This window comes from Streptomyces sp. CA-243310, from assembly GCF_050936775.1.
Taxonomy (GTDB): Bacteria; Actinomycetota; Actinomycetes; order Streptomycetales; family Streptomycetaceae; genus Streptomyces.
Window position 1 is genome coordinate 2,014,157 of sequence record NZ_JBNJMF010000002.1, and the last position, 15,764, is coordinate 2,029,920.

Sequence of the window (15,764 nt, forward strand, 5' to 3'; positions counted from 1 at the left end):
ACCGCCTAGGGCAGGTGGCGCCGCATGGAGCGGTGCGGGATGCCCGCGTCCTGGAACTCCGGCCCGTAGGCCTCGTATCCGAGCCGCTCGTAGAAGGCGAGGGCGTGGGTCTGCGCGCCCAGGTCGACCGCGGTCAGCCCCGACCTCGCGGCCTCCGCCTCGATCGCCCGCACCAGCGCCGCGCCGACGCCCAGTCCCCGCGCGGACTTCGCGACGGCCAGCCGCCCGAGGGAGCCGATCTCCGGGGCGCCGGTCTTGCCGAGCGCCTCGGGCCCGTGCAGCAGCCGGCCGGTGCCCAGCGGTTCCCCGTCCGGCCCCTCGGCCAGCACGTGCACCGCCACCGCGTCGTAGGCGTCGTACTCGATCGACTCCGGCACGGACTGTTCGACCACGAACACCTCGGTGCGCACGGCGAAGCAGGCCGCCAGGTCGGCGTCGCAGGAGGCCACGCGCACCTGGTAGGAGGTCACTCGCTCTCCGCCCGGATCACGTCCAGGGCGTGCCGGAGGTCGGCCGGGTAGCCGCTCTCGAACTCCACCCACCGGCCGTCCGACGGGTGCTCGAAACCGAGCCGCACCGCGTGCAGCCACTGCCGGGTCAGCCCCAGTCGCTTCGCGACCGTCGGGTCGGCGCCGTACGTCAGGTCACCGACGCAGGGGTGCCGGTGCGCGGACATGTGCACGCGGATCTGGTGCGTGCGGCCGGTCTCCAGCTTGATGTCCAGCAGGGAGGCCGCGCGGAAGGCCTCGATCAGGTCGTAGTGGGTGACCGAGGGCTTGCCCTCCTGGGTCACGGCCCACTTGTAGTCGGCGTTGGGGTGGCGGCCGATGGGCGCGTCGATGGTGCCGCTCATCGGGTCCGGGTGGCCCTGCACCAGCGCGTGGTAGCGCTTGTCGACCACGCGCTCGCGGAACTGGTTCTTCAGGGAGGTGTACGCCCGCTCGGACTTCGCGACGGCCATCAGGCCGGACGTGCCGACGTCGAGCCGGTGCACGATGCCCTGGCGCTCGGAGGCGCCGGAGGTCGAGATCCGGTAGCCGGCCGCGGCGAGGCCACCGATGACGGTGGTGCCGGTCCAGCCGGGGCTCGGGTGGGCGGCGACGCCCACCGGCTTCATGATGACGACGATGTCGTCGTCATCGTGGACGATCTCCATGCCGGGGACCGGTTCGGCCACCAGCTCGACGGGCCGCGGCGGCGCGGGCATCTCGACTTCGAGCCAGGCGCCACCGTGTACGCGCTCGGACTTCCCGACGACACTGCCGTCGACCGACACCTTCCCCGCGGCCGCGAGATCGGCCGCCTTCGTCCGGGAAAACCCGAACATACGGGCGATGGCGGCGTCGACGCGCTCGCCCTCCAGGCCATCGGGAACGGGCAGGGTTCGGATCTCGGGAATCGTACTCACCTGTCGAGTATGCAGGACGGGGCGCGCCCGCCTTCCCGCGAGCGGCCCCGCGATCAGTCCTTGTGGACCGTGCCGTCCGGGTCGAGGCCCCTGAACGAGAGCAGGACGATCAGGATCCCGCCGCACACGATCGCCGAGTCCGCGAGGTTGAAGACGGCGAAGTGGGCGGGCGCGATGAAGTCGACGACCGCTCCCCGGAAGACGCCCGGGGAACGGAAGATCCGGTCGGTCAGGTTGCCCAGCGCACCGCCCAGCAGCAGGCCCAGCGCAATCGCCCACGGCAGGCTGTAGAGCTTGCGCGCCAGCCGGACGATCACCACGATCACGGTGGCCGCGATGCAGGTGAAGATGATCGTGAAGGCCTCACCGAAGCCGAAGGCGGCCCCGGGGTTGCGGATCGCCGAGAACTTCAGCAGCTCACCGATGATCTCGATGGGCTGCTCGTGCTCCAGTTTCGCGACGACCAGCATCTTGCTGCCGAGGTCGATCAGGTACGCCAGCGTCGCCACCACGAGCAGCGCCACGATCCGCCTGCGCCCCTTGGGCGCGGTCGATTCGGGCTCGGTGTCGTCCCCGACCTCCGGCGTACCGATGATGCGCTCCGCCTCTGCCACGTGAGTCCCTCGAACTAGCTCGAACCAGGTTCCGGCGAAACCGCCCTGCCAGGTTCCTGGACCCTGACGAGACACGAGGGTACGTCAGGGCGCCCGGCCGACGCCCGGCTAGTGCCGTCGCTCCTGCTTCTGCTTGCAGTCCACGCAGAGCGTGGCGCGGGGAAATGCCTGCATCCGGGCCTTGCCGATGGGCTTTCCGCAGGTCTCGCAGAGACCGTAGGTACCGGACTCCAGCCGCTCCAAGGCGCGTTCCGTCTGCTCCAGCATCAGGCTGGCGTTCGCCGCGAGGGCCAGTTCGGACTCCCGGGTGATGTTCTTGGTGCCGGTGTCCGCCTGGTCGTCTCCCGCGCCGTCGCCCGAGTCCCGCATCAGGCCGGAGATGGCCGCGTCGGAGGCCTGGAGCTCGGCCCGCAGGCGCAGCACCTCGCTCTCCAGCTCGGACCGGGCCTCGGCGACCTCCGCCGGCGTCCAGGGGTCCTCTCCCGGGCGTACGGGGAGCTCTCCGGGAGTGGCGGCCACCGCGCCGCCCCGCGCCTTGGGCAGTCCACTGGTGGCGGCAGCGGCCGTCTTCCTGGCCGTGCCGGTGCTCTTCTTGGCGACCACTTTCCGGGCTCCCGTCTCTGACGCGGCATGCGCCGCCCCCTCGGTCGCGGCCCGTTTGGCCGTGACCTTCTTCGCCGTCGACTTCTCGGCGGCGGCCACCTTGGCGGTGGACGCCGACTTCCTCGCGGATGCCTTTTTCGCGGGCGCCTTCCGTACGGCGGCCGTCTCCTCGGGCGCCGCCTCGGCGGGAGCCGGCGCCGGTGCCCCGACCTCGGTTCCGACCTCGGCCCCGACAGCCTTCCCGACAGCCTTCTTGGTAGTCCCGGCGGTCTTCTTCGCCACCATGGCCGCGGCCCCTTCACATACTGTGATCATTGCTCGCGAATCGTGCCGGAACGATAAATCGACGCCGGCCCCGCGGCAACGGGGCGCGCATCCCGCGAGGTCAACCTGCATCCGTTGTGCCCATCCGGCGGCCCGGTAATCCGCCCCTCCCGCCCCACCGGAACCGGGACCGGCGCGTCAGCCCATCCGGGTCACCGCGGCCGCCGCCCCGCGGCCCCGCACCACGCCCGGAATATCGGTCGGCCGCCCTCGGCGTCGGCCCGTACACTGGGCCCAGCGAGAGGCATGGATGGGGACGAGTAGCGTCGGACGCAGCCAGGAGCGACCCGGGGACGGTGAGAGCCCGGGGGCGAGCGCGATGCGAAGGATCACCCCGGAGCCGCCGGAAGAAAGCCGTCACGATCACGGATCCCGCACGGATCCCCGTACGGGAAGTAGAACCGGCTTCGCACCCCAATGAGGGGGCCATCGGATCCGTCCGACGGCCAAGGAGGGTGGTACCGCGGGAGCGCGACAAGGCTCTCGTCCCTCCGGACGGAAGTGACATCCCGCCGGAGGAAGAGTTCAGCCTCATGACCACACCGCCGCAGTACCGCCCGGTACCCGCCCAGGTCGACCTGCCCGCCCTCGAACACGCCGTCCTGGAGTTCTGGCGCGAGAGCAAGACCTTCGCCAAGACGTTGGAGCAGTCCGAGGGCCGCCCCGAGTGGGTCTTCTACGAGGGTCCGCCCACCGCGAACGGGATGCCCGGCGCGCACCACATCGAGGCCCGCGTCTTCAAGGACGTCTTCCCCCGCTTCCGCACCATGCGCGGCTACCACGTGGCCCGCAAGGCCGGCTGGGACTGCCACGGCCTGCCCGTCGAGCTCGCCGTCGAGAAGGAACTCGGCTTCAACGGCAAGCAGGACATCGAGGCGTACGGCATCGCCGAGTTCAACTCCAAGTGCCGCGAGTCGGTGACCCGTCACACCGACGCGTTCGCCGAGCTCACGACCCGCATGGGCTACTGGGTCGACCTGGACGACGCCTACCGGACCATGGACCCCGAGTACGTGGAGTCCGTGTGGTGGTCGCTGAAGGAGATCTTCAACAAGGGTCTGCTCACCCAGGACCACCGCGTCGCCCCCTGGTGCCCGCGCTGCGGCACCGGCCTCTCCGACCACGAGCTGGCCCAGGGCTACGAGACGGTCGTCGACCCCTCGGTCTACGTCCGCTTCCCGCTGACCTCCGGCCCCCTCGCGGGCGACGCCGCCCTGCTGGTGTGGACGACGACCCCGTGGACCCTGGTGTCCAACACGGCCGTCGCCGCACACCCCGAGGTCACGTACGTCGTCGCCACCAACGGCGAGGAGCGCCTCGTCGTCGCCGAGCCGCTGCTGGAGAAGTCCCTCGGCGAGGGCTGGGAGGCAACCGGGGAGACCTTCACGGGCAAGGAGATGGAGCGCTGGACGTACCGGCGCCCCTTCGACCTCGTCGAGTTCCCGGAGCCCGCCCACTACGTCGTGAACGCCGAGTACGTCACGACCGAGGACGGCACCGGTCTGGTCCACCAGTCCCCCGCCTTCGGCGCCGACGACCTCGCGGTCTGCCGGGCCTACGGCCTGCCCGTCGTGAACCCGGTCCGCCCCGACGGCACCTTCGAGGAGGACGTCCCGCTCGTCGGCGGTGTCTTCTTCAAGAAGGCCGACGAGAAGCTGACCGCCGACCTCGACGCGCGCGGCCTGCTCTTCAGGCACATCGCCTACGAGCACAGCTACCCGCACTGCTGGCGCTGCCACACCGCGCTGCTCTACTACGCGCAGCCGTCCTGGTACATCCGCACCACCGCCGTCAAGGACGCGATGCTGCGGGAGAACGAGAAGACGAACTGGTTCCCGGACTCGGTGAAGCAGGGCCGCTTCGGCGACTGGCTGAACAACAACATCGACTGGGCGCTCTCCCGGAACCGCTACTGGGGCACGCCGCTGCCGATCTGGCGCTGCGAGGAGAACCACCTCACCTGCGTCGGGTCCCTCGCCGAGCTGGGCGAGCTGTCCGGCACCGACCAGTCGGCCCTGGACCCGCACCGCCCGTACATCGACGACATCACCTTCACCTGCACGCACGAGGGCTGCTCCCTCGAAGCCGTGCGCGTCCCGGAGGTCATCGACGCCTGGTACGACTCGGGTTCGATGCCGTTCGCGCAGTGGGGCTACCCGCACAAGAACAAGGAGATCTTCGAGAAGCGCTACCCGGCGCAGTTCATCTCGGAGGCCATCGACCAGACGCGCGGGTGGTTCTACACGCTGATGGCGGTCGGCACCCTCGTCTTCGACAAGTCCTCCTACGAGAACGTGGTCTGCCTGGGCCACATCCTCGCCGAGGACGGCCGCAAGATGTCCAAGCACCTGGGCAACACCCTCGAACCGATCCAGCTGATGGACCAGCACGGCGCGGACGCCGTCCGCTGGTTCATGGCGGCCGGCGGCTCCCCGTGGGCGGCCCGGCGCGTGGGCCACGGCACGATCCAGGAGGTCGTCCGCAAGACGCTGCTCACGTACTGGAACACGGTGGCCTTCCAGGCCCTGTACGCCCGCACGTCGAACTGGGCGCCGTCGGCGGCCGACCCGGCGCCCGCGGACCGCACCGTCCTGGACCGCTGGCTCCTGTCGGAGCTGCACACCCTCACCTCCGAGGTCACGGAGGCGATGGAGTCCTACGACACCCAGCGCGCCGGCAAGCTGCTGTCGTCCTTCGTGGACGACCTGTCGAACTGGTACGTCCGCCGCTCGCGCCGCCGCTTCTGGCAGGGCGACAAGGCGGCCCTGCGCACCCTCCACGACGTGGTGGAGACGGTGACCCGGCTACTGGCCCCGCTGACCCCCTTCATCACGGAGCGGGTCTGGCAGGACATGGTCGTCCCGGTCACCCCGGACGCCCCGGAGTCCGTCCACCTCTCGACGTGGCCGACCGCGGACACCGCCGCGATCGACCCGGAGCTGTCCCGGCAGATGCTGTTGGTCCGCCGCCTGGTGGAGCTGGGCCGCGCGACCCGCGCGGAGTCGGGCGTCAAGACCCGTCAGCCGCTGTCCCGGGCCCTGGTCGGCGCGACCGGCTTCGACGCCCTGACCCCGGAGCTCCGGGGTCAGATCACGGAGGAGCTGAACGTCTCCTCGCTGGCCTCCCTGTCCGAGGTCGGCGGGTCCCTCGTCGACACGACGGCGAAGGCCAACTTCCGTGCGCTGGGCAAGCGGTTCGGCAAGGGCGTACAGGACGTCGCCAAGGCCGTGGCCGCGGCGGACGCGGCGGGTCTCTCGCTGGCCCTGCGCTCCGGTGAGGCCTCGGTCGAGGTGAACGGCGAGACCGTGACCCTCACCCCGGCGGAGGTCATCATCACCGAGACCCCGCGCGAGGGCTGGTCGGTGGCGTCCGATTCCGGGGCGACCGTGGCCCTGGACCTGGAGATCACCCCGGAGTTGCGGCTGGCGGGCCTGGCCCGTGACGCGATCCGCCTGATCCAGGAGGCCCGCAAGAACTCGGGCCTGGACGTGGCGGACCGGATCGCCCTGCGGTGGTCCTCGGCGGACCCGGAGCTGGTGACGGCCCTGACGGACCACGCGGAGCTGATCGCGGAGGAGGTCCTGGCGACGGACTTCGCCACCGGCGAGGCCGACGCGTCCTACGGCGACCCGTTCACGGACGAGCCCCTGGGCCTGACGTTCCGCCTCCGCAAGGCGTAACCCCACCCCACCCGACGGCCCGCGCCTCCCACCCGGGAGCCGCGGGCCGTCGTCGTCCCCACCCCCGCCCAAGGCCCCCAACCCCGCCGAACACCCCCGCCCAGCCCCGCCGAACACCCCCCAGCCCCGCCGGCGTTTGAGGCGCGGGGTCCGGGGCGGAGCCCCGGGGAACGGCGGAAGGGCGGGTCGGGGACCGGCCCCGCGCAGCGGCCCCCACCCCGCCCCCGCACCACCACCACCACCGGCACCGGCACCGGCACCGGCACCGGCACCGGCACCGGGGTACGGAAACGGGCCGGGCCCGGTACCCCCTGAGGGGAACCGGGCCCGGCCCGAGAGACTGCCGACAGACGCGGCGGCGGCGCCTAGTTGTCGTCCTCGTCGATCAGGAAGCCACGCATCGGCGACGGCGCCTGCATCGGCTGCGGAGCAGCGGGCCGCACCGGAGCCATCGGCTGGGTCATCGCCGGGGACATCTGCTGCTGGCCGCCGTAGGACGGACCGCTCATCGGGGACGGGCCACCCATCGGGGAGGGACCGCCCATGGGGGACGGGCCACCCATCGACTGCCCCATCGCACCGGCCGGAGCCATGGACGGCGACGGCGGCAGCGCGGGACCGGCCGGGTTGCGCGGCGGGGCCAGCGAGTCGTCGGCCTGGGTCTCCAGCTGACGCAGCTGGGACTCCAGGTAGGACTTCAGGCGCGTGCGGTACTCGCGCTCGAAGCCTCGCAGGTCCTCGACCTTGCGCTCCAGCGTGGCGCGGGCGGACTCCAGGGAGCCCATCGCGACGCGGTGCTTCTCCTGCGCGTCCCGCTCCAGCGCGTCGGCCTTGGCGCGGGCGTCCCGCTCCAGACCCTCGGCACGCGAACGGGCCTCGCCGACGATCTTGTTGGCCTCGGAACGGGCCTCCGCGATGGCCTGGTCGGCGGTCTGCTGCGCGAGCGACAGGACGCGGGCGGCACTATCGCCACCGGGACCCTGCTGCGGAAGCTGCTGGTGCTGCTGGTGCATCTGCTGGCCCATGGGCTGCATCTGCTGCCCCATCGGCTGCATCTGCTGGCCCATCGGCTGGCCGAGCGGGTTCTGGCCGCCCATGGACTGCTGCTGCATCTGCTGCATCTGCTGGGGCTGCTGCATCTGCTGCGGCTGACCCATCTGCTGCTGGCCACCCATGTTGTGCTGCTGCATGGGGCCGCCCATCGGGCCGGGACCCTGCGGGCCCTGCCCACCGGGGCCGGGGGGCAGCTGCGGCTGACCGCCGGGCAGCTGGGGCGGGCCCATCTGCGGCTGCTGCTGCTGCGGCGGGCCGGATATGGCCGCGGGCACGGGGGCGCCGGGCCCACCGGGGCCGCGCTGGTCCTGGGGTTCGGGCTTGCGCATGCCCTGCTGCTGCTGGTTCTGCGCGGCGGCGCGTGTGGCGGCGGCCAGCTTGGCGCGCAGGTCCTCGTTCTCGCGCAGCAGGCGCGTCAGTTCGGACTCGACCTCGTCGAGGAAGGCGTCGACCTCGTCCTCGTCATAGCCTTCTCGCAGGCGGACGGTCGTGAACTGCTTGTTCCGCACGTCCTCGGGAGTCAGCGGCATGTCTTCTTCACCTCTACGTAGTCGTCGGCAGTCGGCAAGACCGTATCGGGACTGTCCCCGGGTTCGCGGGGAAGCACATCGTTCACTGGCCGCTCGCACCAGCGCGCGCGAAAGTGATCAGGATGTAAACGATGATCATCAGAACGAAGAAGGACAGGTCGAGTGCCACGCCCCCGAGACGCAACGGCGGAATGAAACGCCGAAGAAGCTTGAGTGGTGGGTCGGTGGCGGTGTAGGTGGCCTCCAGAACGACCACCATCGCCTTGCCGGGTGTCCATGAACGTGCGAACTGGAACACATAGTCCATGACCAGTCGGAAGATCAGGATGCCCAGAAAGCACGACAGCGCGATGTAGACCACTTGCATTGCGATGCCCATCCCGCGCTTCCCTCTCCCCTGCTCCCGCTCTGTTCCCGGTCCCGTGTCTGACGGATCGGTCTAGCTTTGGTTGAAGAACCCGCCCTCCGCGATGCGGGCCTTGTCCTCCGCCGTGACATCGACGTTAGCAGGAGACAGCAGGAACACCTTCTGCGTCACGCGTTCAATGCTGCCGTGCAGACCGAAGACGAGGCCGGCCGCGAAGTCGACCAGACGCTTCGCGTCGGTGTCGTCCATCTCCGTGAGGTTCATGATCACCGGGGTGCCCTCACGGAAGTGTTCCCCGATGGTACGGGCCTCGTTGTAGGTCCGGGGGTGCAGCGTCGTGATGCGGTACGGCTCCCGCTCGGAGACGACCTTGGGCATGATCACGGGTGCGTTCTTCTCCAGGTTGGTGCGGTCGGGTGTGATGGACGCCACGGGGGCAATTCGCGCCGGACGTCCGTTTTCCACCGGCATCGGGATGGGTTCCCGCTGTGCCGGGGGCTGTACTGCTCGTACCGGTTCGTCCGTTACGGGCGGTTGGTGCGCGGGCTGCTGACGCCGGCGATCCCGCTCCGGCTCCGGCTCGGGTTCGAACTCGTCATCGGGGTCGTACCCCGGGTTGTCGTACCGGTCGTCCTCCACGAGGCCGAGGTAGACCGCCATCTTGCGCATCGCGCCGGCCATTCTCCGAGTCCTCCGCTCTGTGGTGGATCGCCCTGTCGCAGGTGTCGCCGTGCCACCAAAGTCGCTGTGTCACCAAAGTCACCAACTGCCCGCGATCCACGTGGTCTGTCCGCTCATCTGCGGAAATGACCATATTTTCTGCTGTGGTCCGACTTTCTTCGCGACGTTACCCGAGCCGGGGTCTCGCGCCGAGTACCGCAGTGCCGACGCGTACATGTGTCGCACCCGCCAGCACCGCCTGTTCCAGGTCTGCGCTCATTCCCGCCGACACCATCGTGGCAGCAGGATGGTCGGCGCGCAGGCTGGATGACAATTCCACCAGCCGCGCGAAAGCCGCCTGTTCGCGGCCCGCGTACGACCCCGCCAGCGGGGCCACGGTCATGAGGCCGTCGATCCTCAGTCCCGGCGCCGCGGCCACGAGGTCCGCCAACTCCGGGAGGAGGTCCGGTGCCGCCCCGCCCCGGGCCCCCCGCTCCCCCGACTCGGCGTCGAGGGCGATCTGCACGAGGCAGCCGAGTTCCCGTCCCGCGGCCGTGGCGGCCGCCGAGAGCGCGGTGACCAGTTTCGGCCGGTCGACCGACTGCACCACTTGCGCGTATCCCGCCACGGAACGGACTTTGTTCGTCTGCAACTGGCCCACGAAGTGCCAGTCGAGCGCCAGGTCCGCGCAGGCCGCTGCCTTGGGGGCGGCGTCCTGGTCACGATTTTCCGCAACATGACGGACACCCAGGTCCGCCAGCAGTCGTACGTCGCTCGCCGGGTAGGTCTTGGTGACCACGATGAGGGTCACCTCGTCCCGTTGGCGACCCGCCGCCGCGCACGCCGACGCGATGCGCTCCTCGACCCGCGCGAGGTTCGCCGCGAGCTCGGCCTTACGATCCGTCATCCCTCAGTCCAACCAGACATATCCGGCGAGCCGCCCGGTCACCCGGTCACGGCGGTACGAGAAGTGGTCCCGTGACTCCAGTGTGCAGACCGGGGAACGGTCGGCGTTCGCCACCCCCGCCCGCGCCAACTGTGCGTGCACGCCGGCGACCACGTCCACGGCCGGGGTACCCCAGCTCGTCTCGGCCCACGCCGCCGGCACCACTTCCGCGACCGCGTCCCGCATCTCGGCGGGCACTTCGTAGCAACGCCCGCAGACCGCCGGCCCCGTACGGGCGACGAGGCGCCCGGGGTCGGCCCCGAGGGCGACCATCGCCTCGACGGCGGCGGGCACCACCCCGGCGACCAGTCCGGGCCGCCCCGCGTGGGCCGCCCCCGCGATCCCGGCGACCGGGTCGGCCAGCAGGACCGGCACGCAGTCGGCCGTGAGCACCGCCAGGGCCAGGCCGCGACGGGCGGTCACCACCGCGTCCACCGAGGGGATCGCCTCCCGCTCGGCGTCCCACGGGCCGTCCACCACCGCCACGTCCCGACCGTGCACCTGGTTCATCCAGATCACCAGCTCGGGAGCGAGGCCGAGGGAGTTCGCCGCGGTCGCCCGGTTCGCGCGAACGGCGGCCGGGTCGTCTCCGACCGCGCCGCCGAGATTGAGCTCCTCGTACGGAACGGCGCTCACCCCGCCCCACCTGTCGGTGAAGGCGAAGTGCGCGCCGTTCTCGTCGTGCCGTCCCAGGATCACTTCAAGAAGTCCGGGACATCCAGCTCTTCCGCCGGGCTGTCCTGGTAGGGACGGGCCGTCGGGACGTGGGCCGGCGGCGGGAACTCGTTCGCCGGCTCCGGCTCGACCGGAGCCTGGGGCTCCTCACGCGGGGTAACCGAGCCGAGCCCGCCGAAGGCCGGGCGCACCGGCTCGGCGGCGCGGACCGGTGCCGGGGCCGGCTCCTCGCGCTTGGTGGAGGCCGCGCCGATGACGTTGTCCCGGCGGGCCGGGGGCTGTCCTCCGTCGAACCCGGCGGCGATGACGGTGACCCGTACCTCGTCGCCGAGCGCGTCGTCGATGACGGCGCCGAAGATGATGTTCGCCTCGGGGTGCGCCGCCTCGCTCACCAGCTGCGCGGCCTCGTTGATCTCGAAGAGACCGAGGTCCGAGCCGCCGGAGATGGAGAGCAGCACGCCGCGGGCGCCGTCGATGGACGCCTCCAGCAGGGGCGAGGAGATCGCCATCTCGGCAGCGGCCACGGCACGGTCGTCGCCGCGGGCCGAGCCGATGCCCATGAGGGCCGAGCCGGCCTCGGACATCACGGACTTGACGTCCGCGAAGTCGAGGTTGATCAGGCCGGGGGTGGTGATGAGATCGGTGATGCCCTGGACGCCGGACAGCAGGACCTGGTCGGCCGACTTGAAGGCGTCGAGCACGCTGACCTGGCGGTCCGAGATGGACAGCAGTCGGTCGTTGGGGATGACGATGAGGGTGTCGACCTCTTCGCGGAGCTCGGCGATGCCGTCCTCCGCCTGGTTCGCGCGGCGCCGGCCCTCGAAGGTGAACGGTCGGGTGACCACACCGATCGTCAGGGCGCCCAGCGAGCGCGCGATGTTGGCGACGACAGGTGCGCCGCCCGTGCCGGTGCCGCCGCCTTCACCGGCGGTGACGAAGACCATGTCGGCCCCCTTGAGGACCTCCTCGATCTCCTCGCGGTGGTCCTCTGCCGCCTTCCGGCCGACGGCCGGGTTGGCGCCGGCGCCGAGGCCCCGGGTGAGTTCACGGCCGACGTCGAGCTTGACGTCGGCGTCGCTCATCAACAGCGCTTGGGCGTCCGTGTTGATGGCGATGAACTCGACGCCCTTGAGACCGACCTCGATCATTCGGTTGATGGCATTGACACCACCGCCGCCGACACCGATGACCTTGATGACTGCGAGGTAGTTCTGCGGTGCTGCCACGTCGAAGGCCTCTCGCCTCGAGTTACGTGTCGCCGCCTCGCGGGCCTGCGTTGCGACGACTGATGCCGAAATTGGGCCGGTTCGTACACGCCGACCCGAACCCTAACCCTGAAGTTTAGGGTTATGAGTGTGTCTGTTCCTTGGACTCTCCGAACAGGACACTAAGTCGACAAGTAGCGCGTGTTCAACGAACACGCCGAACCTCCCGTTTTTCTTTTCACCCTATGTGATCACCCGTATCGCTGGCCAACCAGGGTGCGTCGCTGTTCGACTCGACGTCAACTCCCGGACACCGCCGGGGCGGTGGGGACACTCACGTCGAAGTGGTCAGCCTTGGGCGAGGCCTTCAGCAGGGCGGTCAGCGCCCGCCCTTTCGCTTCACCCAGTTCGCCGCTTCCCCACACCACGGTTCGCCCCTTGGTGAGCGCCAGCACGACCGAGTCGTACGACTCCACCCTGACCTGCAGGGTCTCCTTCGCGACGGCCTCGGGGAGGCCGCCCGCGATGTCCACCGCCTCGCGCAGCAGCCGCTGCTCGTCGAAACGACGGGCGCTGGGTGACCGTTCCGCTGCCAATTCGAGGACGGGAACGCCTCCGGGTGCTTTCGCAACCGTGTCGAATCGCACACCCGAAGAGTCCACTTCGACGAAGTCCGTGCCCTTCTTGATGAGCAGCACGGGTTTGCGTTCCGTCACTTTCAGGCTGATTCCACGCGGCCACGACCGCGTCACATCGACCGAATCGATGCGGGGCAGCCGCTCGCGCAGCCGACTCTCGATCTCGTCGGTGTCGATGCTCACCAGCGGCGCGCCGATCGGGACGGCCGCCGCCGACACCACCTGCGCCGCCGTGAGCACCTCGGTGCCGGCGGAGGCGACCTTCTCGACGCGGAGCCAGGAGGACCCGTAGAGCACCCAGGTGCCGCCGGCCGCGAGGAGCACCGCGGCGGCCAGGGAGGCCAGGACGAGGACCCGGCGCCGTTTGACGCCGGGTCCCCGCGGGCCGGATCCCTTCGACGGCTTGGGACGCCGGCCCGGCTTGGGAGGGCCGGGGTTCCTGCCCTTGCGGGCGTTCCCGTCGGAACCGGGTGTCCCGCGCTGTGCGGTCGTCGCTCCGGCCACTCCTGTGCCTCCTGGGTCAGTGCTCCCGCCTCAGCGGGCTCTGCGTGCGGCAATCGCCTCGTAGACCAGGCCGACGAGCAGGTCGTCGGCGTCCCGGCGGCCGAACTCGGCGGCGGCGCGGGACATCTCGTAGAGGCGGTGCGGGTCGGCGAGCACCGGGAGGACCTGACTGAGCACCCATTCGGGCGTCAGCTCCGCGTCGTCCACGAGCAGGCCGCCGCCGGCCTTGACCACCGGCTGGGCGTTGAGCCGCTGTTCACCGTTGCCGATCGGCAACGGTACGTAGGCGGCGGGCAGCCCGACGGCGGAGAGTTCGGCGACGGTCATCGCACCCGCGCGGCACAGCATCATGTCGGCGGCGGCGTACGCGAGATCCATCCGGTCCACGTACGGTACCGGCACATAAGGCGGCATCCCGGGCATGTTGTCGACACGCGGCAGTTCGTTCTTCGGCCCGACGGCGTGCAGGATCTGGATCCCGGACCGCTGGAGGGTCGGGGCGACCTGCTGGATCACCTCGTTGAGGCGCCGGGCGCCCTGCGAGCCGCCGGAGACCAGCAGCGTCGGCAGGTTGGGGTCCAGGCCGAACGCGGCGCGCGCCTCGGGGCGCACGGCGGCCCGGTCCAGGGTCGAGATGGACCGCCGCAGCGGGATGCCCACGTAGCGGGCCCCCCGCAGCTTGCTGTCCGGGGTGGACACGGCGACGGCGTGCGCGTACCGGGAGCCGATCTTGTTGGCCAGTCCCGGCCGGGCGTTGGCCTCGTGGACGATGATCGGCACCCCGAGCCGCTTGGCGGCCAGGTAGCCGGGCAGCGCCACGTAGCCGCCGAAGCCGACCACGCAGTCGGCCTTGGTGCGCGTGAGGATCTCCTCGGCCGCCTTGATGGTGCCGCGCAGCCGTCCGGGGACGGTGATCAGTTCAGGGGTGGGCTTGCGGGGCAACGGTACGGCGGGGATCAGGCCCAGCTCGTAGCCGCGTTCCGGCACCAGGCGGGTTTCCAGTCCGCGCTCCGTGCCGAGGGCGGTGATGCCCACTGAAGGGTCCTGCCTGCGCAGGGCGTCCGCGAGGGCGAGCGCCGGCTCGATGTGGCCGGCGGTCCCCCCACCGGCGAGTACGACATGCACCGAAATTCACCGCTCTCCGGACGGACGCTTCTTGACGCGCCGTCTCATCGACTTCCATCTCAGCCCGGTCCGCGGCCGGCCGGTCTTCGGCTGCCGCATCGCGAGTGCCGCGCGCGCCGCCGGCTCCTCACGCGCGAAGGCGATGAGCAGTCCGACCGCGAACATGGTCGGCAGCAGGGCCGACCCTCCGTAGGAGAACAGCGGGAGCGGAACCCCGGCGATCGGCAACAGGCCGAGCACCGCACCGATGTTGATCACGGCCTGCGCCGTGATCCATGTGGTCACGCCTCCCGCGGCATACCGTACGAAGGGGTCCTCCGTGCGTCCGGCCACGCGGATACCCGCATAGCCTAGAGCCGCGAACAGGGCGAGCACCGACAGCGTCCCCGCCAGACCCAGTTCCTCACCGGTGATGGCGAAGATGAAGTCGGTGTGGGCTTCCGGCAGTTGGCCCCATTTTTCCACACTGGCACCCAGCCCGGAACCGAACCATCCCCCGGACGCGAGGGCGTAGGTTCCGTGGACGGCCTGCCAGCAAAGGTCGTTCTTGCCCGGTTCTGTCGCACCGAGGCAGGCGAGCCGGTCCATCCGGTGCGGACTCGTCTTGATCAGCAGTGCGATGATCACACCCGCGAACGCGAGAACTCCCGCGAACATCCGGGTGGGGGCGCCGGCCAGCCAGAGCAGGCCGAAGAGGATGGCCCCGAGGATCATCGCGGTGCCCATGTCGCCGCCGAGCATGATGAGTCCGAGCAGCAGGAAGGCGACCGGGACCAGCGGCACCAGCAGGTGCTTCCACTGGCTCAGCAGCCCCTTGTCGCCCTTGCGGGCCAGCAGGTCGGCCCCCCACAGGATCAGCGCCAGCTTGCCGAACTCGCTGGGCTGGAGCATGAACGGGCCGCCCAGGGAGAGCCAGTTCCGGTTGCCGTTGATCGACACTCCTATCCCGGGGACCTGCACCAGGACCATCAGGAAGAGGGTCCCGGTCAGCACCGGGTAGGACAGGGCCCGGTGGAGCTTGACGGGCATGCGGGAGGCGGCCAGCAGCAGGACGGCGCCGATGACGGCCGCGAGGAACTGCTTCTTGAAGAAGTACGCGTCGCCCAGGCCGAGCTGGAGCGCCTTGATCATGGAGGCCGAGTAGACCATCACGAGGCCGAGCACGGTGATCAGCATCGAGCTGCCGAAAATCAGGTAATACGCCGTGAGCGGACGGTCCCAGGCTTTGCGCAACTGCTGTTGCGTACGCCGGAGCCCGGCGAGCGGCCCGCGCCCGCCGGGCCGCTTCCCACCGATCACCGGGCGCTTGCGCCCCTGCGCCTTGACGGCCTTGACGGCCTTCGACGCGGACGGCCGCCGCCCCGGCAGTACTTGCTTGGCCGGCATCTGTGATCTTCCCCTCCACTCGTGCGAGGCGAGCAGCCGGTCGGGA

The 15,764-nt window shown here is 70.5% G+C and carries 14 protein-coding genes; 1 reads left to right on the forward strand and 13 read right to left on the reverse strand.

Translation table 11 applies throughout. From position 1 onward, the window contains the following. Nucleotides 1–5: 5 nt before the first annotated feature. The 4 genes from ACQEVM_RS26710 to ACQEVM_RS26725 form a co-directional block, all read right to left on the reverse strand. Nucleotides 6–470, reverse strand: a complete 465-nt coding sequence (locus tag ACQEVM_RS26710) for a GNAT family N-acetyltransferase (RefSeq protein ID WP_433083131.1) — start codon at nt 468–470, stop codon at nt 6–8. Beyond that, nucleotides 467–1,408 (reverse strand): RluA family pseudouridine synthase, encoded by a 942-nt coding sequence (locus ACQEVM_RS26715; RefSeq protein ID WP_433083133.1) that lies wholly within the window; start codon nt 1,406–1,408, stop codon nt 467–469. Before ACQEVM_RS26715 ends, ACQEVM_RS26710 begins: the two co-directional genes overlap by 4 nt. A 53-nt stretch (nt 1,409–1,461) precedes the next feature. After that, the gene (gene lspA / locus ACQEVM_RS26720) at nt 1,462–2,022 is read right to left on the reverse strand and encodes a signal peptidase II (protein ID WP_053682231.1); all 561 of its coding nucleotides are present in this window, start codon (nt 2,020–2,022) and stop codon (nt 1,462–1,464) included. 108 nt (nt 2,023–2,130) lie between these two features. Continuing rightward, on the reverse strand, nt 2,131–2,910 hold the full coding sequence (locus ACQEVM_RS26725; protein WP_433083135.1) for a TraR/DksA C4-type zinc finger protein: 780 nt from the start codon (nt 2,908–2,910) through the stop codon (nt 2,131–2,133). Nucleotides 2,911–3,482: 572 nt separating this feature from the next. Between ACQEVM_RS26725 and ileS the strand changes: the two genes are divergently transcribed. Continuing rightward, on the forward strand, nt 3,483–6,629 hold the full coding sequence (ileS, locus tag ACQEVM_RS26730) for an isoleucine--tRNA ligase (protein ID WP_433083137.1): 3,147 nt from the start codon (nt 3,483–3,485) through the stop codon (nt 6,627–6,629). A gap of 365 nt (nt 6,630–6,994) precedes the next feature. Here ileS and ACQEVM_RS26735 read toward each other — a convergent pair whose 3' ends face one another. From ACQEVM_RS26735 to ftsW, 9 genes are all read right to left on the reverse strand, one after another. After that, complete coding sequence (locus ACQEVM_RS26735) at nt 6,995–8,212, reverse strand: DivIVA domain-containing protein (RefSeq protein WP_351386059.1); 1,218 nt, start codon at nt 8,210–8,212, stop codon at nt 6,995–6,997. An 82-nt stretch (nt 8,213–8,294) separates the two neighbouring features. Continuing rightward, on the reverse strand, nt 8,295–8,591 hold the full coding sequence (locus ACQEVM_RS26740; RefSeq protein WP_433083139.1) for a YggT family protein: 297 nt from the start codon (nt 8,589–8,591) through the stop codon (nt 8,295–8,297). Between the two features lie 60 nt (nt 8,592–8,651). Beyond that, entirely contained in the window at nt 8,652–9,260 is a 609-nt protein-coding gene (locus tag ACQEVM_RS26745) for a cell division protein SepF (RefSeq protein WP_053676003.1), read from the reverse strand. A gap of 166 nt (nt 9,261–9,426) precedes the next feature. After that, nucleotides 9,427–10,146: a YggS family pyridoxal phosphate-dependent enzyme gene (locus ACQEVM_RS26750; RefSeq protein ID WP_433083142.1), complete on the reverse strand. Its 720-nt coding sequence runs from the start codon at nt 10,144–10,146 to the stop codon at nt 9,427–9,429. Between the two features lie 3 nt (nt 10,147–10,149). After that, nucleotides 10,150–10,884, reverse strand: a complete 735-nt coding sequence (pgeF, locus tag ACQEVM_RS26755) for a peptidoglycan editing factor PgeF (protein WP_433083143.1) — start codon at nt 10,882–10,884, stop codon at nt 10,150–10,152. Continuing rightward, complete coding sequence (gene ftsZ / locus ACQEVM_RS26760) at nt 10,881–12,086, reverse strand: cell division protein FtsZ (protein WP_053676005.1); 1,206 nt, start codon at nt 12,084–12,086, stop codon at nt 10,881–10,883. Before ftsZ ends, pgeF begins: the two co-directional genes overlap by 4 nt. 278 nt (nt 12,087–12,364) lie before the next feature. Beyond that, nucleotides 12,365–13,207 carry a cell division protein FtsQ/DivIB gene (locus ACQEVM_RS26765; RefSeq protein ID WP_433083145.1) on the reverse strand — a complete coding sequence of 281 codons (843 nt, stop codon included), beginning with the start codon at nt 13,205–13,207 and terminating at the stop codon, nt 12,365–12,367. A 30-nt stretch (nt 13,208–13,237) separates the two neighbouring features. Beyond that, nucleotides 13,238–14,332, reverse strand: coding sequence for an undecaprenyldiphospho-muramoylpentapeptide beta-N-acetylglucosaminyltransferase (murG, locus tag ACQEVM_RS26770; RefSeq protein WP_053676007.1), 1,095 nt, complete (start codon nt 14,330–14,332; stop codon nt 13,238–13,240). A gap of 6 nt (nt 14,333–14,338) precedes the next feature. Beyond that, nucleotides 14,339–15,718 carry a putative lipid II flippase FtsW gene (gene ftsW, locus ACQEVM_RS26775; protein ID WP_433083147.1) on the reverse strand — a complete coding sequence of 460 codons (1,380 nt, stop codon included), beginning with the start codon at nt 15,716–15,718 and terminating at the stop codon, nt 14,339–14,341. Nucleotides 15,719–15,764: the final 46 nt, after the last annotated feature.